The sequence below is a fragment of the Streptomyces sp. HNM0574 genome, from assembly GCF_012726235.1.
Lineage (GTDB): Bacteria > Actinomycetota > Actinomycetes > Streptomycetales > Streptomycetaceae > Streptomyces.
Map to the genome: position 1 here is coordinate 39,386 of NZ_JAASAH010000020.1, position 19,744 is coordinate 59,129.

The 19,744-nt window shown below is 74.8% G+C and carries 22 protein-coding genes; 9 read left to right on the forward strand and 13 right to left on the reverse strand.

What is annotated here, in order from left to right; genetic code table 11:
- Positions 1–21: 21 nt before the first annotated feature.
- The 4 genes from HCC30_RS25535 (at position 22) to HCC30_RS29245 (ending at position 2,243) form a co-directional block, all read left to right on the forward strand.
- On the forward strand, positions 22–981 hold the full coding sequence (locus tag HCC30_RS25535) for a PDR/VanB family oxidoreductase (RefSeq protein ID WP_169445141.1): 960 nt from the start codon (positions 22–24) through the stop codon (positions 979–981).
- A 29-nt stretch (positions 982–1,010) separates the two neighbouring features.
- A complete protein-coding gene (locus tag HCC30_RS25540) occupies positions 1,011–1,679 on the forward strand; it encodes an MSMEG_1061 family FMN-dependent PPOX-type flavoprotein (RefSeq protein ID WP_169445142.1) in 669 nt (222 codons plus the stop codon).
- 109 nt (positions 1,680–1,788) lie between these two features.
- Positions 1,789–1,965, forward strand: coding sequence for a hypothetical protein (locus tag HCC30_RS25545; RefSeq protein WP_169445143.1), 177 nt, complete (start codon positions 1,789–1,791; stop codon positions 1,963–1,965).
- A complete protein-coding gene (locus HCC30_RS29245; RefSeq protein WP_346776809.1) occupies positions 1,962–2,243 on the forward strand; it encodes a type I-E CRISPR-associated protein Cas6/Cse3/CasE in 282 nt (93 codons plus the stop codon). Before HCC30_RS25545 ends, HCC30_RS29245 begins: the two co-directional genes overlap by 4 nt.
- Before the next feature lie 184 nt (positions 2,244–2,427).
- Here the strand turns inward: HCC30_RS29245 and HCC30_RS25555 are convergent, their stop codons facing one another.
- Together HCC30_RS25555 and HCC30_RS25560 are read right to left on the reverse strand one after the other, a co-directional pair.
- Positions 2,428–3,336, reverse strand: a complete 909-nt coding sequence (locus tag HCC30_RS25555; protein WP_346776810.1) for a S1 family peptidase — start codon at positions 3,334–3,336, stop codon at positions 2,428–2,430.
- Positions 3,337–3,940: 604 nt separating this feature from the next.
- Positions 3,941–4,909, reverse strand: a complete 969-nt coding sequence (locus HCC30_RS25560) for a pirin family protein (protein ID WP_169445144.1) — start codon at positions 4,907–4,909, stop codon at positions 3,941–3,943.
- Positions 4,910–5,033: 124 nt separating this feature from the next.
- On the opposite strand from HCC30_RS25560, the gene trxA reads away from it, so the two are divergent.
- Positions 5,034–5,432 (forward strand): thioredoxin, encoded by a 399-nt coding sequence (gene trxA / locus HCC30_RS25565; RefSeq protein WP_169445145.1) that lies wholly within the window; start codon positions 5,034–5,036, stop codon positions 5,430–5,432.
- Here trxA and HCC30_RS25570 read toward each other — a convergent pair.
- The gene (locus HCC30_RS25570; protein ID WP_169445146.1) at positions 5,369–5,953 is read right to left on the reverse strand and encodes a DoxX family membrane protein; all 585 of its coding nucleotides are present in this window, start codon (positions 5,951–5,953) and stop codon (positions 5,369–5,371) included. The genes trxA and HCC30_RS25570 overlap by 64 nt on opposite strands.
- A 49-nt stretch (positions 5,954–6,002) precedes the next feature.
- Positions 6,003–7,097: an ATP-dependent DNA ligase gene (locus tag HCC30_RS25575; protein ID WP_169445147.1), complete on the reverse strand. Its 1,095-nt coding sequence runs from the start codon at positions 7,095–7,097 to the stop codon at positions 6,003–6,005.
- A gap of 116 nt (positions 7,098–7,213) precedes the next feature.
- On the opposite strand from HCC30_RS25575, the gene ligD (HCC30_RS25580) reads away from it, so the two are divergent.
- Complete coding sequence (gene ligD, locus HCC30_RS25580; protein ID WP_169445148.1) at positions 7,214–8,227, forward strand: non-homologous end-joining DNA ligase; 1,014 nt, start codon at positions 7,214–7,216, stop codon at positions 8,225–8,227.
- Positions 8,228–8,239: 12 nt separating this feature from the next.
- Here ligD (HCC30_RS25580) and HCC30_RS25585 read toward each other — a convergent pair whose 3' ends face one another.
- The 4 genes from HCC30_RS25585 to HCC30_RS25600 all read right to left on the reverse strand — a co-directional run bounded on the left by HCC30_RS25585 (position 8,240) and on the right by HCC30_RS25600 (position 11,873).
- Positions 8,240–8,908: a class I SAM-dependent methyltransferase gene (locus tag HCC30_RS25585; protein ID WP_169445149.1), complete on the reverse strand. Its 669-nt coding sequence runs from the start codon at positions 8,906–8,908 to the stop codon at positions 8,240–8,242.
- 35 nt (positions 8,909–8,943) lie between these two features.
- Positions 8,944–9,924: an NAD(P)/FAD-dependent oxidoreductase gene (locus HCC30_RS25590; RefSeq protein ID WP_169445150.1), complete on the reverse strand. Its 981-nt coding sequence runs from the start codon at positions 9,922–9,924 to the stop codon at positions 8,944–8,946.
- A gap of 96 nt (positions 9,925–10,020) precedes the next feature.
- Positions 10,021–11,097 carry a methyltransferase gene (locus tag HCC30_RS25595; RefSeq protein ID WP_169445151.1) on the reverse strand — a complete coding sequence of 359 codons (1,077 nt, stop codon included), beginning with the start codon at positions 11,095–11,097 and terminating at the stop codon, positions 10,021–10,023.
- A gap of 146 nt (positions 11,098–11,243) precedes the next feature.
- Positions 11,244–11,873 carry a TetR family transcriptional regulator gene (locus tag HCC30_RS25600; RefSeq protein WP_169445152.1) on the reverse strand — a complete coding sequence of 210 codons (630 nt, stop codon included), beginning with the start codon at positions 11,871–11,873 and terminating at the stop codon, positions 11,244–11,246.
- Between the two features lie 127 nt (positions 11,874–12,000).
- Here HCC30_RS25600 and HCC30_RS25605 point away from each other — a divergent pair, with 127 nt between their 5' ends.
- Both HCC30_RS25605 and HCC30_RS25610 read left to right on the forward strand, forming a co-directional pair.
- The gene (locus HCC30_RS25605) at positions 12,001–12,156 is read left to right on the forward strand and encodes a hypothetical protein (protein ID WP_169445153.1); all 156 of its coding nucleotides are present in this window, start codon (positions 12,001–12,003) and stop codon (positions 12,154–12,156) included.
- Positions 12,157–12,158: 2 nt separating this feature from the next.
- Positions 12,159–12,521 (forward strand): DUF4190 domain-containing protein, encoded by a 363-nt coding sequence (locus HCC30_RS25610; protein ID WP_169445154.1) that lies wholly within the window; start codon positions 12,159–12,161, stop codon positions 12,519–12,521.
- A gap of 32 nt (positions 12,522–12,553) precedes the next feature.
- Here HCC30_RS25610 and egtD read toward each other — a convergent pair whose 3' ends face one another.
- From egtD to egtA, 4 genes are read right to left on the reverse strand one after another with little or no spacing between them, the layout of a single operon-like run.
- Positions 12,554–13,552 carry an L-histidine N(alpha)-methyltransferase gene (gene egtD / locus HCC30_RS25615; protein WP_169445155.1) on the reverse strand — a complete coding sequence of 333 codons (999 nt, stop codon included), beginning with the start codon at positions 13,550–13,552 and terminating at the stop codon, positions 12,554–12,556.
- Between the two features lie 59 nt (positions 13,553–13,611).
- Positions 13,612–14,421 carry an ergothioneine biosynthesis protein EgtC gene (gene egtC / locus HCC30_RS25620; protein WP_169445156.1) on the reverse strand — a complete coding sequence of 270 codons (810 nt, stop codon included), beginning with the start codon at positions 14,419–14,421 and terminating at the stop codon, positions 13,612–13,614.
- Complete coding sequence (gene egtB, locus HCC30_RS25625) at positions 14,421–15,854, reverse strand: ergothioneine biosynthesis protein EgtB (RefSeq protein WP_169445157.1); 1,434 nt, start codon at positions 15,852–15,854, stop codon at positions 14,421–14,423. The genes egtC and egtB overlap by 1 nt, the downstream gene beginning before the upstream one ends.
- 20 nt (positions 15,855–15,874) lie before the next feature.
- Positions 15,875–17,098: an ergothioneine biosynthesis glutamate--cysteine ligase EgtA gene (egtA, locus tag HCC30_RS25630; protein WP_169445158.1), complete on the reverse strand. Its 1,224-nt coding sequence runs from the start codon at positions 17,096–17,098 to the stop codon at positions 15,875–15,877.
- Positions 17,099–17,293: 195 nt separating this feature from the next.
- Here egtA and ligD (HCC30_RS25635) point away from each other — a divergent pair, with 195 nt between their 5' ends.
- Positions 17,294–18,175 carry a non-homologous end-joining DNA ligase gene (gene ligD / locus HCC30_RS25635; RefSeq protein ID WP_346776811.1) on the forward strand — a complete coding sequence of 294 codons (882 nt, stop codon included), beginning with the start codon at positions 17,294–17,296 and terminating at the stop codon, positions 18,173–18,175.
- 28 nt (positions 18,176–18,203) lie between these two features.
- Here the strand turns inward: ligD (HCC30_RS25635) and HCC30_RS25640 are convergent, their stop codons facing one another.
- A complete protein-coding gene (locus HCC30_RS25640) occupies positions 18,204–19,688 on the reverse strand; it encodes an NAD(P)/FAD-dependent oxidoreductase (protein ID WP_169445160.1) in 1,485 nt (494 codons plus the stop codon).
- Positions 19,689–19,744 lie beyond the last annotated feature (56 nt).

Genomic DNA, 19,744 nt, shown 5'->3' on the forward strand with positions numbered 1-19,744 from the left:
CACTCTGAGCCAGGGAGCGAGATGCCTGCTACCGCCTCCACCCCCGCCGACGCCCTCGACGTCACCGTCCGGCAGCTCCGCTGGGAAGCCGACGGCGTCGTCTCCCTCCAACTGGACGGGGACGGGCCGCTGCCACCGTGGGAACCCGGGGCGCACGTCGACCTCGTGCTGCCGACCGGGATTCAACGCCAGTACTCCCTGTGCGGCCCCACGGACGAGGGCGCCCCCTACCGGATCGGCGTACGCCGGGAGCGGGCCGGACGCGGCGGCTCCGAGTACGTCCACGCCTTCCTGCGCCCCGGCCAGCGCCTGCGCCTGAAGGGCCCGCGCAGCAACTTCGGCTTCCGGCCCGCCACTTCGTACGTGTTCGTCGCCGGCGGTATCGGCATCACCCCGATCCTGCCCATGATCCGCCGGGCGGAGGCGTGGGGCACGCCCTGGCGGCTGCTGTACGGCGGCCGCACCGCCGCGTCGATGCCCTTCCTCGACGAGCTGCGGCCCTACGGCTCGCGGGTGAGCCTCTACCCCGCCGACACCGTCGGCCGCATGCCCCTGAGCTCACTCTTCGCCGGAGTCGAACCCGGAGCGAAGATCTACGCCTGCGGCCCGGCAGCCCTGCTGAACGCACTCGACGACGCCGTGGCCCACTGGCCCCGGGACACCCTGCACGTCGAACGCTTCAAGGCCCACCGCCCCCAGGCACCCGCCGACGACAAGCCCGTCGACGTCGTCTGCGAGACCTCCGGCACCACCGTCACCGTCCCCGCGGGCCGCAGCATCCTGGACGGCCTCGAAGACGCCGGAATCCGCGTCCCGGCGTCCTGCCGCTCCGGACTGTGCGGCTCCTGCGCGACCACCGTGCTGGAGGGGGAGCCCGACCACCGCGACGAGATCCTCACCCCGGACGAACGGGCCGCCGGCGACCGGATGTTCGTCTGCGTCTCCCGCGCCCGCACCCCCCGACTCGTCCTCGGCCTGTGACCACGAGCCCCGTGAAAGGACGGCACCCCATGGGCACGCCCCGCACCGCCGCGGACGCCTACACCCCGGTGACGATGCGGCGCATCCGCGAGATCGTCGGACACCCGCCGCGCTTCATCGCGGAGAAGAAGGACTCCCGACTGGGCGAGTTCTCCGCCCGGTTCATCGCCCACAGCCCCTTCTTCTGCATGGCCACCGTCGGCGCCGACGGACAGCTGGACACCAGCCCCCGCGGCGACCCGCCCGGCTCCGTCCGCGTCCTCGACCCCTGGACGCTCGCCCTCCCCGACCGCCCCGGCAACAAGCTCGCCGACAGCTTCGAGAACCTCACCCGCAACCCTGCGGTCGGCCTCGTCTTCTTCGTCCCCGGCGTGCGCGAGGTGATCCGGGTCAACGGCGACGCCTTCGTCACCGACGACCCGGAACTCCTCGACATGCTCGGCGCCGACGGCAAACCCGCCGTACTCGCCACGATCGTGCGCGTCCGCGAGGTCTTCGGCCAGTGCGGCAAGGCCGTCATCCGCGCCGCCCTCTGGAACACCGAAACCCACGACCTCGCCCGAGCGGCCCTGGCCGACGGGGACTTCTACACCCTGACGATCGCGGAGAACGCCGCCAGGATGGCCGACGCCCTCGGCCCCCTTGCCGACAACCTCCACGAAACCGTCGACGACCACTACCGGCACGGGCTGTACTGAGGGGGGGTCATACGGCGATGGAGTTCTCCCGAACCCCGGCTCCCCCAAGTACGTCGCCGCGGATCCGGCATCAGGCGCTCATCTCAGGGCAGGTGCGACGGCATCCGTCGTGACGGAGCGCTGGCACCTCGCCGACGCCGCTTTCCTCGTCGGCTTGGAGCACCCCGACGCCGCCCTCCTGGAACAGATCGCGCATGCCCTGCTGCCCGATCACGCGAGCGGTGAAGGCGAGCTCGCGTCCCCCCGCAACGGGCATGCGTCCGTGGGCCACGTTCCGCACCGGTGACCGCGTCGATTTCCGGACGGTCGTCAATCCGGTCCGCGCCGTCCCCCATCGCCCCCGACGGCGTCAGCCGCATCGGAGCCGATGTGGACACCGAACGCCTTGCTCTGCGGATGCTCCCGAAGGTCTCCAGCTCAACGTCGCGAAAGGGGCTGCGCATCGGCCGTGCGGAAATCAAGGGCACGCTCACCGTGACCGACCCGAAGACATTCGTGACGGCACTCACCCGGGGCATCGGACACGCACGCGCCTACAGTTGCGGCTTGCTCGTCGTGCGATGACCCACACCGAAGCCCGGCGCCCAGCAGCCGGACCACCGGTGCCGGGCGCCGGGGCGGAAAGGGGGCCCACCCCTCTCTCTGTTCGGCCCGCTGTCGGACAGGGAGAGAAAGCGGGTGACCGGAGCATGCGGGGCCTTGGGTAACGAGCCGGGCCCCGGGCGTTACCGGCCGGTCCCGCGGCGGGTCAGTAGACGCTGACTCCGTAGGCGTTCAGCGCCTCGACCACCGGCTGGAAGAAGGTGGTGCCGCCCGACCTGCAGTTGCCGCTGCCGCCCGAGGTGAGGCCGTGTGCGGTGGAACCGGAGTACAACGCCCCGCCGCTGTCTCCCGGCTCCGCGCACACCGTGGTCTGGATCAGACCGTGCACGATGTCGCCGTTGCCGTAGTTGACGCTGGCGTTGAGGGCGGTGACGCGGCCGCTGTGGGTGCCGGTGGTGCTTCCGCGGCGGGTGACCGACTGCCCGACTGAGGGGTCGGCGGCGCGCGTGATGTCAACGCCGCCCACCGTTCCGGGCTTGGAGATCGAGGAGTTGGAGTACCTGACCAGCCCGTAGTCGTTGCCCGGGAAACTGGAGCCCGCCGTGGAGCCGAGCACCGTGGAGCCACTGGAGTTCGCGTACCAGGTACTCGCTCCGTTGGTGCAGTGGCCGGCGGTGACGAAGTACTGAGCCCCGCTGCCGCTGCGGACGTTGAAGCCCAGGGAGCAGCGCGACCTGCTCGTGTAGATGGCGTCACCGCCGGAGATGAGGGGCTTGAACGTACCGGGGACCCGCTCGATCTCGATGGCGCCGGCCTGAGCCCCGGCGGCCTTCTTGATCTGCGCGAGCTCGGACGTGTCCACCGTGCTGTCGGCCGTCACCACGACGGCGTCGGCGGCCTTGTCGACGTACCAGGCGGTGCCCGCGACATCGGCGTCGTGCACCGCGTCGCCGGCTGCCGCGAGTTGCTCGGCGCTGTACGTGTGGGGGGACTGTGCGCCTGCCCCGGCCGGTGCTGCCAGTACGGCTGCGGCGGCCAGTCCGGACGCCGCCGCGATCAGGGCGGTTCGTCTGCGGCGGGTGGGTGTGCTGCTGAGAGCGCGCTGGAACCTCACTTCTTCCTCCACAAGGAATCGGGGGTCCGCCGTCGAAGGGCAGGCCCGTGAGACGCGGTCAGATGCGCGGCCATCGCGTATTGATGTGCACCTGGTAAGCGCTGAGGGGAGTATTGGAACCCTTCTTCGACAGCGCAAGAGGCACCTTTCAGCCGAGGCCGGATGTCGGCGCTCTTTCCAGGGCCTCAACACCGGGTGAACGGAGAACCGCACGCAGGTTGACAAGCGCGCGGTGGACGCGCGGCGCATGCGGGTGGCCGGCACGCGGCTGCACCGGAGGGGCACTGGCACATCCGTGCACACGCGGCCCGCGCCGACAACTCCCGTCACACGCCGGGCAGTTCCCCACGGGCGGCACGAGAAAGGGCCCCCGAAGGGGCCCTTGGCTCCGTGCGGCGGTGGCACCCGCCCCGGCGCGGCGACTCGGATCACCCGCGTCCGCCGGGGGTGGGTCTCATGGACCTCTCCGCAGCCCGGTGACGTGTTCCCGGTCGTGAACGGCCCCAGGTGCGCAACGTCGCAGGGCGTCAGACGAAGCAGCACCTCGCTCCCCGCCTACCGAGGAGGCCTGACGCCCCCCCGTACCAGCCGATCGGCCCCCGGCTCACCGCGTCCTCCCCCGCAACTTCAGCTTCCCCGGCGGCAGTTCGGGAGCGGTGAGGGGGGCGCCGTCGTAGCCATGGACGGTGCCGAAGCGGGGGCCGTCCGTCCAGTCCGCGCGGGCCCGTGCGATCTCTTCCGTGGAGCGGCCTACGAAGTTCCACCACATGACGAGTTTTTCCTCGAAGGGTTCGCCGCCGAGGAGCATGAGGCCGCTGTCGGATTCGGCGCGGACGGGGAGGGTGTCGCGGCCGCAGCCGAGGTAGAGCATCGAGCCGGGGGCGAGGGGGACGCCGTCGACGACGGTTTCGCCGGACATGGTGAGGACCGCGTACTCGAAGTCGCGTTCCAGCGGCAGGCGTACGTCGGTGCCGCGGGCGAGGGAGATGTCGGCGCCGACGAGGGGGGTGTGGACGGTGCCGGGCGAGCGGGCGCCGTCGAGTTCGCCGAGGAGGACCGTCGCCTCCAGTCCGCCGCCGCCGGTGACGACGGGCAGGTCCGCGTGGTGTTCGAAGGCGGCGGGGCCGTGCCTGCGCTCGTCGGGGAGGGCCACCCACAGCTGGGCGCCGTGCAGGTACCGGCCGTGCGGGCGCGGGGACTCCTCGGAGTGCGAGATGCCGTGCCCGGAGGTCATCAGGCCGAGTTCGCGGGGGCGGACGGTCTGCTCGCTGCCGAGGCTGTCGCGGTGCAGCACCTCCCCGTCGTGCAGCCAGCTGACGGTCTGGAGCCCGATGTGCGGGTGCGGGGGCACCTGCATGCCGGGTTCGTCGGCGATGTCGTCGGGCCCGTAGTGGTCGACGAAGCACCAGGCGCCGACCATGCGGCGGCCGAGGCTGGGCAGCAGCCGGCGTACCTCGGTGCTCTCGCCGAGGGGGACGCGGCGCGGTTCGAGGAGTTCGTGGACGGGCCGGGCCGAGATCTCCTCCCGGCCGCCGCAGGGCGCGGGGACGGGCCGCAGATCGAGGTTGCTCATGGGTGTGGCCTCTTCCTGCTCGGGGAATGCGGACGGGGCGCACCGACGTTACAGAGTTCGGCCGCACCGGTTTCGCAGCGCGGACCGTTCCGGCGACCATGCCCCACCACAGCAGGAGCAGTACATGAGCACCATCGAGCTCACCAAGGACAACTTCGACGAGATCGTCTCGGGCAACGACTTTGTCCTGATCGACTTCTGGGCGGGCTGGTGCGGCCCCTGCCGCCAGTTCGCCCCCGTCTACGAGGCGGCCGCCGAACGGCACACGGACCTCACCTTCGCGAAGGTCGACACGGAGGCGCAGCAGGAGCTGGCCGCCGCGTTCGAGATCCAGTCCATTCCGACGCTGATGATGGTCCGCGAGCGGATCGTCGTCTTCTCGCAGCCGGGCGCGCTTCCGGAGGAGGCCCTGGAGGACCTGATCCGTCAGGGACGGGAGCTGGACATGGACGAGGTGCGTCAGTCGGCGGTCGAGGCGGGCGCCGCGTCCGGTTCCTCCGCTCCCCCGGCCTCCTCGGACTGAACCCGGGCGCGGGAGGCGACGACGGCCGAGGCGGCCACGGCCGCTCCGGCGAAGGACGCCAGCATGATCCACGGGCGGTTGAAGCAGTGGTTCATGGTCTGGTCGACGGAGTACCTTCCGGGACCGGTGAGTCCCAGCGCGGCGGCGGTGAACCCCAGGAACGCGGGGTACTCGTAGCCGCCGGACATCGCGAAGAACCCGGCGGGCGCGTGCACGGCCACGGCGCCCGCCATCGCCCCGGCGGCCGCCGCACCGGCCGCCGGGGTCGCGAGTCCCAGGGCGAGGAGCAGGCCGCCGCCCGCCTCTCCCGCCCCGGCAGCGGCGGCGGCCTGCCGTCCGGGCCGGAAGCCCATCTGGTGCATGGCCTCGGCGGTGGCCTCCAGCCCGGGGCCGCCGAACCAGCCGAAGACCTTCTGCGCGCCGTGCGCGAAGAGGACGCCGCCGGTTCCGGCCCGCAGGGCGAGCAGGCCGAGGTCCTTGCGGGTGGCGGCCGAACCGGCCTTGCTGCGCGTGCACTTCATCGCTGTTTCCTCTCGTGTGACGTGTTCGGGGCCTTGTCCTGTGCGCGGGTCAGGGGGCGTCGTACGGGGACGGGCCCGGGGTGCGGAGGACGTCCGTGAGGGAGTAGCCGACGGGTTCCTCCAGCTGTGCGTAGGTGCACTGGCCGGGCTCGCGGTCGGGGCGCCAGCGGCGGAACCGGGCGGTGTGCCGGAAGCGGTCGCCCTGCATGTGGTCGTAGGCGACCTCGCAGACCCGCTCGGGGCGGAGCGGCACCCAGGAGAGGTCCTTGCCCGCGTTCCAGCGGCTGGGGCCGCCGGGCATCCGGTCCTTCTGGTGGGCCTCCTCGCGCTGCCAGTCGGCCCAGGGGTGGGCCGCGGCCTCGTCCCCTTCCATCCGCAACGGGCCGAGTTCGGCGAGGAGTTCGCGTCGCCGCTGGGCGGTGAACGCGGCGGTGACGCCGACGTGCTGGAGCGTCCCCGCGGTGTCGTACAGGCCGAGCAGCAGCGAGCCCACGCCCTCGCCGCTCTTGTGGACGCGCAGCCCCGCGACGACGCAGTCGGCGGTCCGCTCGTGCTTGACCTTGGTGAGGACGCGCTCGTCCTGCCGGTAGGGCAGTCCGAGCGGTTTGGCGACGACGCCGTCGAGGCCGGCGCCCTCGTAGCGGCTGAACCACGTGCGCGCGAGGTCCACGTCGCGGGTGGCGGGGGCGACGAAGACGGGGTCGCCGGTGTCGCGGAGGGCGTCGGTGAGGGCGGCGCGGCGTTCGGACTGCGGGGTGTCGAGCAGGGAGCGGTCGCCGAGGGCGAGCAGGTCGAAGGCGACGAAGGCGGCCGGGGTCTGCTCGGCGAGGAGCCGGACGCGGGACTCGGCCGGGTGGATGCGCTCCAGCAGCGCGTCGAAGTCGAGCCGTCCGCCGCGCACGATGACGATCTCCCCGTCGAGGACGCAGCGGGGAGGTACGTGGTCGCGCAGCGCCGTGGCGACCTCGGGGAAGTAGCGGGTGAGGGGTTTGGTGGTGCGGCTGGCGAGCTCGGTCTCCTCGCCGTCGCGGAAGGCGATCGCCCGGAAGCCGTCCCACTTGGCCTCGTACTGCATGCCGGGCGGGATGCGCGCCGCCGCCCTGGCGAGCATGGGCTTCACGGGCGGCATCACCGGTAGGTCCATGCCCGTGATTGTGGCGGCGCGGCGCGGGCGCCGCCCGTCGGGAGCGGGGGCGCTGGCGCGGTCCGGGGAACGGGCTCCGGGCGGCGGTGCCCGAGGGGGCGGCTTAGCGTGGCCGTATGGCTGACGCGGTGGAGCTGACGGCGGGCGGCAGGCAGGTGCGCCTGTCCCATCCGGACAAGGTGTACTTCCCGCAGCGCGGGTTCACCAAGCTGGACGTGGCCCGCTACTACCTGTCCGTGGGCGAGGGGATCACGCGCGCGCTGCGGGACCGTCCGACGACGCTGGAGCGGTACCCGGACGGCGCGGACGGCGAGTCCTTCTTCCAGAAGCGCGCGCCGAAGGGCCACCCGGAGTGGCTGCGGACGGCGCGGATCTCCTTCCCCAGCGGCCGGTACGCGGACGAGATCTGCCCCGAGGGGGTGGACGCCGTCGTGTGGGCCGCGAATCTGGGCTGCCTCACCTTCCACCCCTGGCCGGTGCGGCGTGCGGACACCGACCACCCCGACGAGCTGCGCATCGATCTGGACCCGCAGCCCGGCACCGACTACGCGGACGCGGTGCGCGCGGCCCGCGAGCTGCGCCCGGTGCTGGCGGAGCTGGAGCTGGTGGGCTGGCCCAAGACCTCGGGCGGGCGCGGGCTGCACGTGTTCGTGCCGATCGTGCCGGAGTGGACGTTCACGCAGGTGCGGCGGGCGGCGATCGCGGTCGGCCGGGAGCTGGAGCGGCGCTCGGGCGGGCGGGTCACGACCGCGTGGTGGAAGGAGGAGCGCGGCGAGCGGATCTTCGTCGACTACAACCAGACGGCCAGGGACCGCACCATCGCCTGCGCCTACTCGCTGCGGCCGCGCCCGCACGCGCCGGTGTCCGCGCCGCTGCGCTGGGACGAGGTGGCGGACGCGCGGCCCGAGGACTTCGATCTGGCGTCCATGCCGGTGCGGTTCGCCGAGGCCGGTGACGTGCACGCGGGCATGGAGGACGCGCCCTGCCGGCTCGACGCGGCGCTCGAACTGGCCGCGCGGGACGAGCGCGACCACGGCCTGGGCGATCTGCCCTACCCGCCGGACCATCCGAAGGCGCCGGGCGAGCCGAAGCGCGTGCAGCCCAGCCGCGCCCGCCGCGGCACGGACTGAGCCGCACGCGGGTCAGCGGCGCCTGCGGGCGTGCAGGACGCTGTCGCGCATCGTGACCGTCTGCCCGTCGGGCCTGGTCACCGTCCGGGTCGGGGACTCGGCGGCCAGGATGTCCCAGCGCTCCGGGTCGAGCACGGCGGCGGCCTCCTCCGCGGTGAAGCGGACGCCGGGCAGCGAGGCGTGGCCGCCGTCGCCCTCCGGGTCGGCGGGGTGGTGGCCGACGACGAGGAGGCTGCCGCCCGGCGCGACGGCCTCGGCCAGCCGCCCGAACAGCACCTCGCGGGACTCCGCCGCGTGCACGTAGTGCGTGGTGACGAGGTCGAAGCCGCGCCGGGGCGGCGTCCAGGCGGTGAGGTCGGCGCACTGCCAGTCGATCCGCGCTGCGGTCTCCTCGCCGGCGTTCCGGGCGCGGTCGCGGGCCCGGCCCAGGGCCGCGTCCGCGAGGTCGACAGCGGTGACCCGCCAGCCGCGCGCGGCGAGCCAGACGGCGTCCGCGCCCTCGCCGCAGCCCGCGTCCAGCGCGGTGCCGGGCGCGAGTTCCCCGGCCCGGGCCGTCAGGTAGGGGCTGGGTTCGGCGGTGTGGAGGGTGTGGCCGTGCGGGCCGTGGTGGTGGCGGTCCTGGTAGTGCGCGTCCCACCAGGTGCGGTCGAACTCGGTGGATTCCGCGGGCTGTTCGGGCATGGGGGTGGTCCTTTTCGGGTGTGCTGCGGGGGCTGTCAGGGGGTGGTGGCGCGGCGGGCCTCGACCGCGCGGCGGGTCTCCTCGGCGACGAGGTCGGCGTTGATCCGGGCCGCGGCGCCGGTGCCGGCCGCGGCCGCCGGGCCGACCTGCGCGACGGGGTCGCTCACGTTGCCCGCGGCCCACACGCCCGGCACCTCGGTGGCGCCGGTCGCGTCGACGGGGATGTGGTCGCCGACGCCCGACGGGTGTGCGACGGGCCGCAGCCCGAGCCGGTCCAGGAGGTCCGCGCGGGCCCGCATCCGCGGCGCGACGACGACCGCCTCGCGGGCGACCACGGTGCCGTCGGCCAGGCGTACGCCGGTGAGCCGGTCGTCCTCCGTCTCCAGGGCCGTCACCTCGCCGGGTACGACGCGGATGCCGCGCGCGGCGAGCTGTTCCGCCTGTTCGGCGTCCGGGGGCGTGGTGTGCGCGAAGAGCGTGACGTCGGCGGTCCACTGGCGGAGGAGCAGGGCCTGGTGCGTCGCCATCGGCCCGGTGGCGAGGACGCCGACGGGGCGGTCGCGGACCTCCCAGCCGTGGCAGTACGGGCAGTGCAGCACGTCCCTGCCCCAGCGCTCGCGCAGTCCGGGGACGTCGGGGAGTTCGTCGACGAGCCCGGTGGTCACCAGCAGGCGGCGGGCCGGGAGGGTACGGCCGTCGGCGAGCGTCACCTCGAAGGCGGCGGGTACCTCCGGACCGGGCGCCCGCCCGGTGACACGGGTGACGGCGGTGACCTCGCCGTCGACCAGCAGGCCGCCGTAGCCGCGCACTTCGGCGCGGCCGCGGGCCAGCAGTTCGGCGGGCGGGAGGCCGTCGAGGGCCAGGAGCCCGTGCACGCCCTCGGCGGGGGCGTTGCGCGGGGCGCCGGCGTCGATCACCGCGACGGACCGCCGGGCGCGGGTGAGGGTCAGCGCCGCGCTCAGTCCGGCGGCGCCGCCACCGACGACCACCACGTCGTACACATCCTGCTCGTTCATCCCGGCCTCCTCGCGACCGCACCGTGGGCTCATGGGGACCACCCTGCGGGAGCGGACGCGAGGAGGCAAAGATTGTTGCCGGTACGGCAAACCCCGTCAGGGGGCGACCGGCTCCGCCTCGACGACGCAGGCGAAGGACGGGGTGGGCACGATCCGGGTGAGGCGGTAGCCGGAGCGGGCGAACAGCTCCTCGAACTGCTCGCGGGTGCGCTCCTTCCCCTCCAGCAGCGTCATCATCAGCCCGTCGATGGTCTTGCCCGGGTGCGGCGCGTTGTCCCGGGGCAGCACCGCGTCGACGACGAGCAGCCGCCCGTGGTCGGGGAGCGCGCGGCGGCTGGCGCGGAGGATGCGCGCGGAGTCCTCGTCCGACCAGTCGTGCAGCACGTGCTTGATCAGGTGGACGTCGCAGCCCTCGGGGACGGAGGTGAAGAAGTCACCGGCCTCCGTGCGCCAGCGACCCTTCAGCTCGGGCACGTCCAACCGGTGCCCGGCGACGACGTGTTCGAGGTCGTACAGCACGCCGTTCAGCACGGGGTCGGCGGTGAGCAGCGCGCGCAGCAGCCCGCCGCGTCCGCCGCCGATGTCGGCGAGGGTGGCACCGGGCGGGAAGGCGTAGGAGGCGGCGACGGCGTGGTTGACGAGGTCGGAGAAGCCGGCCATCCCGGCGTCGAAGGTGGCCGCGGCCTCGGGGACTTCGGAGAGGTGCTGGAAGAAGGTCTTGCCGTACGCCGTCTCGAAGCCGGGGGTGCCGGTGCGGACGGTCTCGTGCAGGTGGATCGTGGGGTGCCAGAACATCTCGTCGCCGAGGAGCATCGCGAAGTCCCGCAGCGGCGGCTGGGCGTCGGCGCGGAGCGCCTCGGCCATGGGCGTCAGGTGGAAGCGGCCCTGCTCGTCCTCGCGGAAGATCTCCCGGGTGGCCAGGTAGCGCAGGATGCGGTAGAGGTTCGGCTCCTTGAGGTCCGCGAGGGCGGCGAGCTGTCCCGCGGTGCGGGGGCCGTGCTCGGCGAGCAGGTCGGGGATGCGGAAGCGGACGGCGGTGTGCAGGGCCGCCGGGTACAGCTGGCCCATGATGGCCTCGATCAGCTGCGCGGCCTGCCGGAGCTGCGCCTGCTGCGCGGCGTCGGCACCGTCGGGGTGCTCGGCGTTCTCGGGGGTGGGGCGGTCGGTGGCCATGGGCGTCTCCGTGACGAGGGCGGACCGGTGTGACCCCCTGGATTACCGGCCCCGGGCCGGGGACGACAGACCTGGTACGTAAGGGAGTTGAGGAGGCGGCGCACACACCCGCGCGCACGCCCCCGCCCTCCCGTCGGGCTCCCCCGTCAGGCTTCCTGCCAGTGGGCGCGGCCGAGGCCGATCAGCCGGAGCTGGCGCTGGGCCTTGCGGGAGACGCTCTCCGCGTCCGGGCCCTCGCCCTGGGCCGCCTCCAGGAAGGCGGAGGCGGTCATCACCATGTGGTCGACGTACAGCTCGCCCAGCATCCGCATGTCGGCGGCGCTCCACCCTCGGGAGACGGCGTCGGTGCCCAGCGCGGCGGCCACCTCCTCGGCGAACCGGTCGAGTTGGGCGCCGATGGCCTTGCGGACGTCCTCCACCCCGCCGTGCCGTTCGCGGGCGATGAAGCGGATGTGCGAGGGGCGCTCCTGCACGTACCTGGCGAGGGTGGCGACGGTGGCGCCGATCCGCTCCAGCTCGTCCGAACGCTCCGCGAGGACGGTGCGCACCACCTCGTGCAGGCTGCCGAGGGACTCCTCGACGAGGGCGACGCCGAGGTCCGCGATGTCCCGGAAGTGCCGGTAGAAGGCGGCCGGGGCGACGCCGACGGCACGGGTGACCTCGCGCAGCCCGAGGCTGCTCAGACTCTGGTGCTCCAGCAGCCTCAACCCGGCGTCGAGCAGGGCGCGTCGGGTCTTGGCCTTCTGGACCTCACGGGTGGTGGCGGTGTGGCTCATGTCATTCAGTAAACAGTCGTTCTCCCATCGGTGGCAAGGTACGCTGAAGTCGGTGAACAGTTGTCATCCCAACTGTTCACCGACTCACCCGAGTTCGCGGATCCAGCCCTTCGCCGAAAGGTTGCACGTGATCTTCATCGTTGCCGCAGTGATGCTGCTGGCACTCGTCGTGGGAGCCGCGGCACACCTGCCGCTCCCCGCCACCCTGGCAGCGGCCGCGGTCATCGCCTGCTGGCTGCTCGTCTTCGCCGTCCGTGAGCGCAAGCACCGTCAAGGGAGCTGACCATGAGCGCGACGCACACACTCGACGCGCACCACCGGCCCGCCGCCACCGCCCCGGACCGGAACCCGGCCACCACCCCGGCCGCCCCGCCGAAGCCCGCCGCCGCCACGGCGGCCGGACGCGTCCGGGACCGGGACGCCGACGGCATGGCCGTCGCCTCCTTCGTGCTCGGGCTGACCGGGCTGCTCGTCTTCAACCTGATCCTCGGCCCCTGCGCCCTCGTGCTCGGCGGGCTCGCGCTGCTCCGGGGGACCTCGCGCCGGGGCCGCGCCGTGTTCGGCATGACGCTGGGCGCCGCCGACCTCGTGGTGCTGGCCCTCGCGGTCGGCAGCGGCCAGGCGATGACCTGGACGCTCGCGGGCTGACCCGGGCGAGCGTCCCCGAACGGGCCGCCCGCTCAGGCCGGTTCGGCCAGCAGCAGGGCGAAGCGCCCGGCCCGGTCGGTCCACCACTCGCGCACGGCGAAGCCGCCGCGGGCGAGTTCGGCCGTCAGACCGTCCCGCCGGAACTTCACCGAGATCTCCGTCCGCAGCTCCTCCCCCGCGTCGAAGTCCGTGACGACGTTGAGCGCCGGCAGCTCCACCCGCTGGGCCGTACGGGCGCGCAGCCGCATCTCGATGCGTTCGGCCGCCGCGTCCCACACCGCCCGGTGCTCGAAGGCGTCCGGGTCGAAGTCCGCGCCCAGCTCCCGGTCCAGCACCCGCAGCACGTTCTTGTTGAACTCCGCCGTCACCCCCTGCGCGTCGTCGTAGGCCCGGACCAGCACCTCCGGGTCCTTGACGAGGTCGGCGCCGAGCAACAGCGCGTCGCCGTCCGCGAGTTGGCGGCGCAGGCCCGCGTAGAAGGCCGGGCGCTCGTCGGCGTCCAGGTTGCCGAGGGTGCCGCCGAGGAAGGCGACCAGCCGGGGGCCGTGCTCGGCCGGCGGCAGCACCAGGTCGGTCTGGAGATCGGTCACCACCGCGTCGACGTGCAACTCCGGGTATTCGCGGCACAGTTCGGCGCCCGCCTCGCGCAGCGCGTCCTCGCTCACGTCCAGGCCCGCGTACCGCTCCAGGGTGCCGTGCGCGGCCAGCGCGTCGAGCAGCAGCCGGGTCTTGCGGGAGGAGCCCGAGCCGATCTCGACGAGGGTGCGCGCCCCCGTCGCCCCCGCCACGGCCGCCGAACGGGCGCGCAGGATCTCGGTCTCGGCACGCGTCGGGTAGTACTCGGGCAGCCGGGTGATCTCCTCGAACAGCTCGCTGCCGCGGGCGTCGTAGAACCACTTGGGCGGCAGCGTCTTGGGCCGCCCGGTCAGCCCCTTGAGCACATCGGCCCGCAGCGCGTCGGCGAAGTGCTCGACGGGCAGCCGGCGGACGAGCCCGAACCGTGCGGGACGGGTGTGCGGATCGGTCGTCATGCGGTGGCTTCCTCTCGCGGAGGCGGTGGCGTCGTGGACCTTCGGGGCGCGGCGGCCGGTCAGCGGACCGGCGCGGTGACGGGCTGCGCGGGCGCCGGCCCCGGCAGCGGGATGAAACGGACGCCGTGCGGCCCGGCCAGCAGCACGTGCCCGTCCGGCACTTCGCGCCAGCCCTCGCGCGCGTCCGGCTCGGAGGCGACGAGGACGGCGCCCGGCGTGTGCCGGTACCAGAGGCTGTCGCCCTGCCGGGTGGCGGTGACCGTGCGGCCGTCGGTGAGCAGGAAGTTCAGCCGGGCGCCCGGCCGTTGGGCGTCGACCTGCCGGACGAGCCCGGACAGCGCGTCGGCCGCGCTCTCACCCGCGCGCAGACGGCGCAGCAGCAGCGCCCACAGCAGCGCCGAGTCGCACCGCGCCTCCATGGCGAGCAGCTCGGCCGTGCCGACGTCGCCGCCGGAACCCCCGGCGCCCGCCAGGTCGTCCGCGAGCCGCTGCCAGTCGTGGACCGCGCCGTTGTGGCTGAACAGCCACCCCTCGGCGGCGTACGGCGCGGCCGCCGCCTCGTCCTGCGAGGTGCCCGGGGTGGCGTCGCGCACGGCCGCGAGGACGGCGCCGCTGGTCAGGGTGCGGGTGAGGTCGGGCAGGTTGGGGTCGGCCCAGATCGGCACCGCGCGCCGGTAGCGCGCGGGCGCGGGCGCGCCCGGGACGCCCGCGTCGGGCGGGTACCAGCCGAGGCCGAAGCCGTCGGCGTTGACGGTGCCGTGCCGCTGTCTGCGCGGGGCCCAGGACTGCTCGTACAGGCCGTGCCGCGGCCCGGAGACGACCTCGGCCAGCGGCACCGGCGGGCCCAGATAGGCCAGGTGACGGCACATCAGCGCCCCTCCCCCGGCCGCGCGGTCCGCGCCGTGCGGAACCCGGCGAAGATCTGCCGCCGTACGGGCAGGTCCCAGTTGCGGAAGGTGCCCCGGCAGGCCACCCGGTCGGTGCCGAAGGAGCCGCCGCGCAGCACCTTGTGCCCGGGCCCGAAGAACACCTCGGAGTACTCGCGGTACGGGAACGCCGCGAAACCCGGGTACCCGGTGAAGTCCGAGGCCGTCCACTCCCACACGTCCCCCAGCAGCTGCCGCGCGCCGCACGGCGCCGCGCCCTCGGGGTACGCGCCCGCCGGGGCCGGACGCAGGTGCCGCTGGCCGAGGTTGGCGTGCTCGGGGCCGGGGTCGGCGTCGCCCCAGGGGTGGCGCAGCGAACGGCCGGTGGCCGGGTCGTGCCGCGCGGCCTTCTCCCACTCGGCCTCGGTCGGCAGCCGCCGCCCGGCCCAGCGGGCGTAGGCGTCGGCCTCGTACCAGCTGACGTGCTGCACGGGCTCCTCGTCCGGTACCGGCTCGGTGTGCCCGAAGCGGCGGCGCACCCAGCCCCCGCCGGGAGCCTCCGCCGGGCCGCCGTCCCGCTGCCAGAACAGCGGGGCCCGCAGCCCGGCGTGGCGGGCGTACTCCCAGCCCTCCGGGTCCCACCAGCGCTCCTCCTCGTAGCCGCCGTCCTCGACGAACCTGCGGTAGGCGGCGTTCGTGACCGGGGTCGTGTCGAGCCAGAAGGCGCCGGTGAGGACGGTGTGCGCGGGGCGTTCGTTGTCCAGCGCCCACGGTTCGCCCTCGGCGCCCATCACGAACGGGCCCTCGGGGACGAGGACTTCGGCGGGCAGCCCGGCGGCCGAGCCGCCCGGCGGCGCGGGCGCGTCGAGCACCGGGGCGCCGCGGCGCAGCTGGTGCGTGGCGAGCATCGTCTCGTCGTGCTGCTGCTCGTGCTGGGCGATCATGCCGAAGACGAAGCCGTCGGCGAGCAGCCGCCGGTGCCGCTCGGCGTCCGGGTCCGCGGCGTCCGCCCCGTTCCGGCGCGTGCCGGACTCCGCCTCGGCCAGGACGGCGAGGGCGCGGACGCGTACCTCGGCGGCGAAGGCGCGGGCCGCCTCCGGCGCCAGCATCGGCAGGGCGGGGCGGTCGGCGCGCGGGGTGCGGAACGCGTCGTAGACCGGGTCGAGGTCGGGGCGCAGCCCGGGGCCGCCGCCCGCGGCGCGCAGCAGCCAGATGTCCTCCTGGTTGGCGATGTGCGCGAGGTCCCACACCAGCGGGGACATCAACGGGGAGTGCTGCGCCGTCAGTTCGTCCTCGCCGACGGCGTCGGTCAGCAGCGCGGTCCGCCGCCTGGCCCGCTCCAGCGCCTCGCGGGCCCGGGCGTAGGGGCAGCCGGCGGGGGTCGTGGGGATCGTCGGTGCCTGGGCAGGCCGCGGTGGCCGGGTGTCCTGGGACATGGGGTGAGCTCCTCGGGTGGTCAGCCGCGCAGGGCGTCGAGTCGGTCGTGCGCCGGGCAGCGGCCCCGCGCGGTGTAGCGCTCGTGGAAGGCGGCGACGGCGCGGTGCGGTTCGCCGCCCGGCTCGGTGCGGGCCAGCGCCTCCTCGGCCGCGGCCACGCAGCCGCGGACGACGGGGCCGAGCAGCGGGTCGGCCGGTCCCTGCCGCGCCGCGCGCTCCCACAGCCCGCGCTCCCCGGCCAGCGCGGCGGTCGCCTCCCAGGCCGACTCGGCGGCCCGGGGGTCGTTGAGCAGGGTGGCGGCGACGGCGGTCGCGGCGATCCAGTCGTCGCCGGCCTGCGCGTCGATCATCCGCAACTCCAGCCAGCCGCGCGGCCGTACGGGCGGGAACAGGGTGCTCAGGTGGTAGTCGAGGTCGTCGCGGGTGGGCGGGCGCAGCCCGTGCCGGCCGCCCAGCCAGGAGCGGAAGGTGAGCCGCGGCGGGGCCGTCCACGCCGCGGGCGGATCGCGGCGCAGACACATCACCTCGGCGTCCAGCGCGTACCGGGTCCACAGCGCCCTGGGGTCGCCGCCGTCGGGCGGGGGCCGGGTGCGTCCCGGGTCGATCCGGTCCCAGACGCGCTGCCGGGTGGAGAGCCACCCGGTCGGACGGGAGCGCCACAGCGGCGAGTTGGCGAAGGCGGCGACGAGCACGGGCCCGAGCCGGTGCGCCAGCCGCCAGCGGTGCCGGTACCCGGTGACACCCTCGGACTCGTCCCCCGCGTCCAGGCTCACCTGGACCGCGGCGGTGGCGCGCATCATCGTGCGCCCCCAGGGGCCCGACTGGTCGAAGTACGCCTCCATCGCCCGGTAGCGCGGGTGCGTCAGGACGCGCGGCGGGGCGAACTCCGGGTCGAGGCCCCGCCCGTGGAGCAGGACGCCCTCCTCGGCGACGGACTTGCGGAGCACGGCGAGATCGGTGGCGGCCAGCTCCACGCACTCCGCGAGCGTGTCACCCGGCGGCGCGCTCACCTCCAGCTGTCCGCCCGGCTCCCGGGTGAGCCTGCTCCCGCCGGGCAGCGCCCCCGGGGTCCAGAGCGGGTCGAGCACCCCGTCCAGCCGGGTGGCGGGGACGGGGCGGGCGGGGTCGGTGCTGTCGCGGACGAGCCACTCCAGCTCCACCCCGACGCGACGGGGCGGGCCCGTCTTGAAACAGATCCCGCCCACATGGTCTTCGGCTTGTTCCACGTCCAGTACGGCTTCCACTGCCCCTCCTCGGGGAGCGCGAACGGTCCGGGCGGGCCCGGACCGGGAACATCCCAGAGCGTGCGGCGGGGACCGGCCCGCGCGCAAGACGGCGGAGCGGTACGGAGCAACCGGAGCACCCGGCGGGGTAGCCCGGTGCCCCGGACGGCCCCCGCGCGGGCCCGGCCCGGCGCGGGGTGCGGCACAGTGGGTCCCGTGGCGGAGGTGGAGATCACGCGACCGGAGAAGGTCCTGTTCCCCGACGACGGGATCACCAAGGACGACATGGCCGGCTACTACCGGTCGGTGGCCCGCCGTGCCGTCCCGCACCTGCGGGGGCGGCCGCTGATGATGGAGCGCCACCCGGACGGCATCGGCGGCGAGCCGCTGATGCAGAAGAACGCCCCCGGCTACTTCCCCGACTGGGTGCGCACCGCCGAACTCCCCAAGGAGGGCGGCACCGTGCGGCACGTGCTGTGCGACACCGCCGACACCCTGGTGTACCTCGCGGGCCAGGCGTGCGTCACCCCGCACCGCTGGCTCGCCAGGGCCGCCCGTCCGCACCATCCGGACCTCCTCGTCGTCGACCTGGACCCGAGCGGCGGCGCGGACTTCGAGGACGTGCGGTTCGCCGCGCGCCGGGTCGGCGAGCTGCTCACCGAGGTGCGGCTCCCGTCCCGGCTGATGACGACGGGCTCCCGCGGTCTGCACGTGCTCGCGCCGCTGGACGGGAAGGCGGACTTCGACACCGTGCGCGAGTTCGCCCGCGGCCTCTCCGGCGTCCTGACGCGCCGGCACCCGGACCGGCTCACCGAGGAGCCCCGCAAGGCCAACCGCGGCGACCGCGTCTACCTGGACATCCAGCGGAACGCGTACGCGCAGACCGCCGTCGCCCCGTACGCGCTGCGGGCACGCGCCGGGGCGCCCGTCGCCGCGCCGATCACCTGGGACGAGCTCGACGACCCCGAACTGACGCCGCGGCGCTGGACCTTGCGCACCCTCGGCGAGCGGCTCCGCGCCCGCGACCCGTGGGCGGACGCGGACACCCGCGGCCGCTCGGTGGCCGCCGCGGCCCGCCGCCTGCGCTCGGTGGAGTGACCCGGCGCCGCACACCGGCCCGTTCCCGTCAGCCCCGGTACGCCTCCAGCAGCCGGAGCCAGACCTCGCTGATCGTCGGGTACGCGGGGACGGCGTGCCAGAGCCGCTCCAGCGGGACCTCGGCGGCGACCGCCAGGGTGGCCGAGTGCAGCAGCTCGCCGACGCCGGGGCCGACGAAGGTGGCGCCGACGACGACCTCCCGGTCGGTGTCGACGACCATCCGCGCGTGCCCCCGGTAGCCGTCGGCGTACAGCGCGGCGCCCGCGACGCCGCCGAGGTCCACGTCGACGGACCGCACCCGCAGCCCGCGCTGCTCCGCCTCGGTGACCGTCAGCCCGGCGGCGGCCGCCTCCGGGTCGGTGAACACCACCTGCGGGACGGCGAGATGGTCGGCGGTGGCCGCGTGCGCGCCCCAGCGGTCGGTCTCCAGCAGCGGCACCCCGGCGGCGCGGGCCGCGATGGCCGCGCCCGCGATCCTGGCCTGGTACTTGCCCTGATGCGTCAGCAGCGCCCGCCCGTTGACGTCCCCGACGGCGTACAGCCAGCCGCCGTGCACGGCGGGGACGCGGCAGCTGTCGTCCACCTCCAGCGGGCCGCCGGGCCGCAGGTCGACGGTCTCCAGGCCGAGGTCGTCGGTGCGGGGCGCGCGGCCGGTGGCGAACAGCACCTCGTCGGCCTCCACCCGCCCGCCGTCGTCCAGCGTCAGCGTCACGGGCCCGCCCGGCGCGGGGCGTTCGACGGCGGTGACGCCGACGCCGCGCCGGACCGTGACGCCCGCGTCCTCCAGCGCGTCCGCGACCAGCTCGCCCGCGAACGGCTCCATCCGCGGCAGCAGCCGGCCGCCCCTCACGAGCATCGTCACCTCGGAGCCGAGCGCCCGCCAGGCGGTGGCCATCTCGCAGCCGACCACGCCACCGCCGACGACGGCCAGCCGCCCCGGCACCTCGCTCGCCGACGTCGCCTCCCGGCTCGTCCACGGCCGGGCCTCCGCGGCCCCCGGCAGCGGGGGCACGACGGCGCGGCTCCCGGTGCAGACGGCGACGGCGTGCCGGGCCGTCAGCTCCACCCGGCCGCCCTCGGGGGTCTCCACGGCGACCCTGCGGGCGCCGTCCAGCCTGCCCCGGCCGCGTACGAGGTCGATGCCGGCCGAGTCCAGCCAGCCCACCTGGCCCTCGTCGCGCCAGCCGGAGGTGAACCCGTCCCGCCGTTTGAAGACGGCACCGGTGTCCGGTCCGCCGTCGACGGACTGCGAGGCGCCGTCGACCCGGCGCGCGTCGGCGAGCGCGAGCGCCGGGCGCAGCAGCGCCTTGCTCGGCATGCAGGCCCAGTACGAGCACTCGCCGCCGACGAGTTCGTGCTCGACGACGACGGCGCTGAGCCCCGCCGCGTGCGCCCGGTCGGCGACGTTCTCACCGACCGGTCCCGCCCCGATGACGATCACGTCGTACTCGACGGGCCCTGCGTCCCCGGCGCGCACGGACGCCGGCTCTTCGGTGCTCTCGGACGGGCTCATGGCGGCCTCCACGGGCGGTGGTTGTCGGCCCGCCCGGCCGGGCAGCCCCCGGCCGG

Excerpts from the sequence above, each read along its gene's own strand:
- HCC30_RS25535 (WP_169445141.1), top strand. The coding sequence starts at position 22 with ATGCCTGCTACCGCCTCCACCCCCGCCGACGCCCTCGACGTCACCGTC.
- HCC30_RS25540 (WP_169445142.1), top strand. The coding sequence starts at position 1,011 with ATGGGCACGCCCCGCACCGCCGCGGACGCCTACACCCCGGTGACGATG.
- HCC30_RS25560 (WP_169445144.1), bottom strand. The coding sequence starts at position 4,909 with ATGAGCAACCTCGATCTGCGGCCCGTCCCCGCGCCCTGCGGCGGCCGG.
- trxA (WP_169445145.1), top strand. The coding sequence starts at position 5,034 with ATGAGCACCATCGAGCTCACCAAGGACAACTTCGACGAGATCGTCTCG.
- HCC30_RS25570 (WP_169445146.1), bottom strand. The coding sequence starts at position 5,953 with ATGAAGTGCACGCGCAGCAAGGCCGGTTCGGCCGCCACCCGCAAGGAC.
- HCC30_RS25575 (WP_169445147.1), bottom strand. The coding sequence starts at position 7,097 with ATGGACCTACCGGTGATGCCGCCCGTGAAGCCCATGCTCGCCAGGGCG.
- ligD (WP_169445148.1), top strand. The coding sequence starts at position 7,214 with ATGGCTGACGCGGTGGAGCTGACGGCGGGCGGCAGGCAGGTGCGCCTG.
- HCC30_RS25585 (WP_169445149.1), bottom strand. The coding sequence starts at position 8,908 with ATGCCCGAACAGCCCGCGGAATCCACCGAGTTCGACCGCACCTGGTGG.
- HCC30_RS25590 (WP_169445150.1), bottom strand. The coding sequence starts at position 9,924 with ATGAACGAGCAGGATGTGTACGACGTGGTGGTCGTCGGTGGCGGCGCC.
- HCC30_RS25595 (WP_169445151.1), bottom strand. The coding sequence starts at position 11,097 with ATGGCCACCGACCGCCCCACCCCCGAGAACGCCGAGCACCCCGACGGT.
- HCC30_RS25600 (WP_169445152.1), bottom strand. The coding sequence starts at position 11,873 with ATGAGCCACACCGCCACCACCCGTGAGGTCCAGAAGGCCAAGACCCGA.
- HCC30_RS25610 (WP_169445154.1), top strand. The coding sequence starts at position 12,159 with ATGAGCGCGACGCACACACTCGACGCGCACCACCGGCCCGCCGCCACC.
- egtD (WP_169445155.1), bottom strand. The coding sequence starts at position 13,552 with ATGACGACCGATCCGCACACCCGTCCCGCACGGTTCGGGCTCGTCCGC.
- egtC (WP_169445156.1), bottom strand. The coding sequence starts at position 14,421 with ATGTGCCGTCACCTGGCCTATCTGGGCCCGCCGGTGCCGCTGGCCGAG.
- egtB (WP_169445157.1), bottom strand. The coding sequence starts at position 15,854 with ATGTCCCAGGACACCCGGCCACCGCGGCCTGCCCAGGCACCGACGATC.
- HCC30_RS25640 (WP_169445160.1), bottom strand. The coding sequence starts at position 19,688 with ATGAGCCCGTCCGAGAGCACCGAAGAGCCGGCGTCCGTGCGCGCCGGG.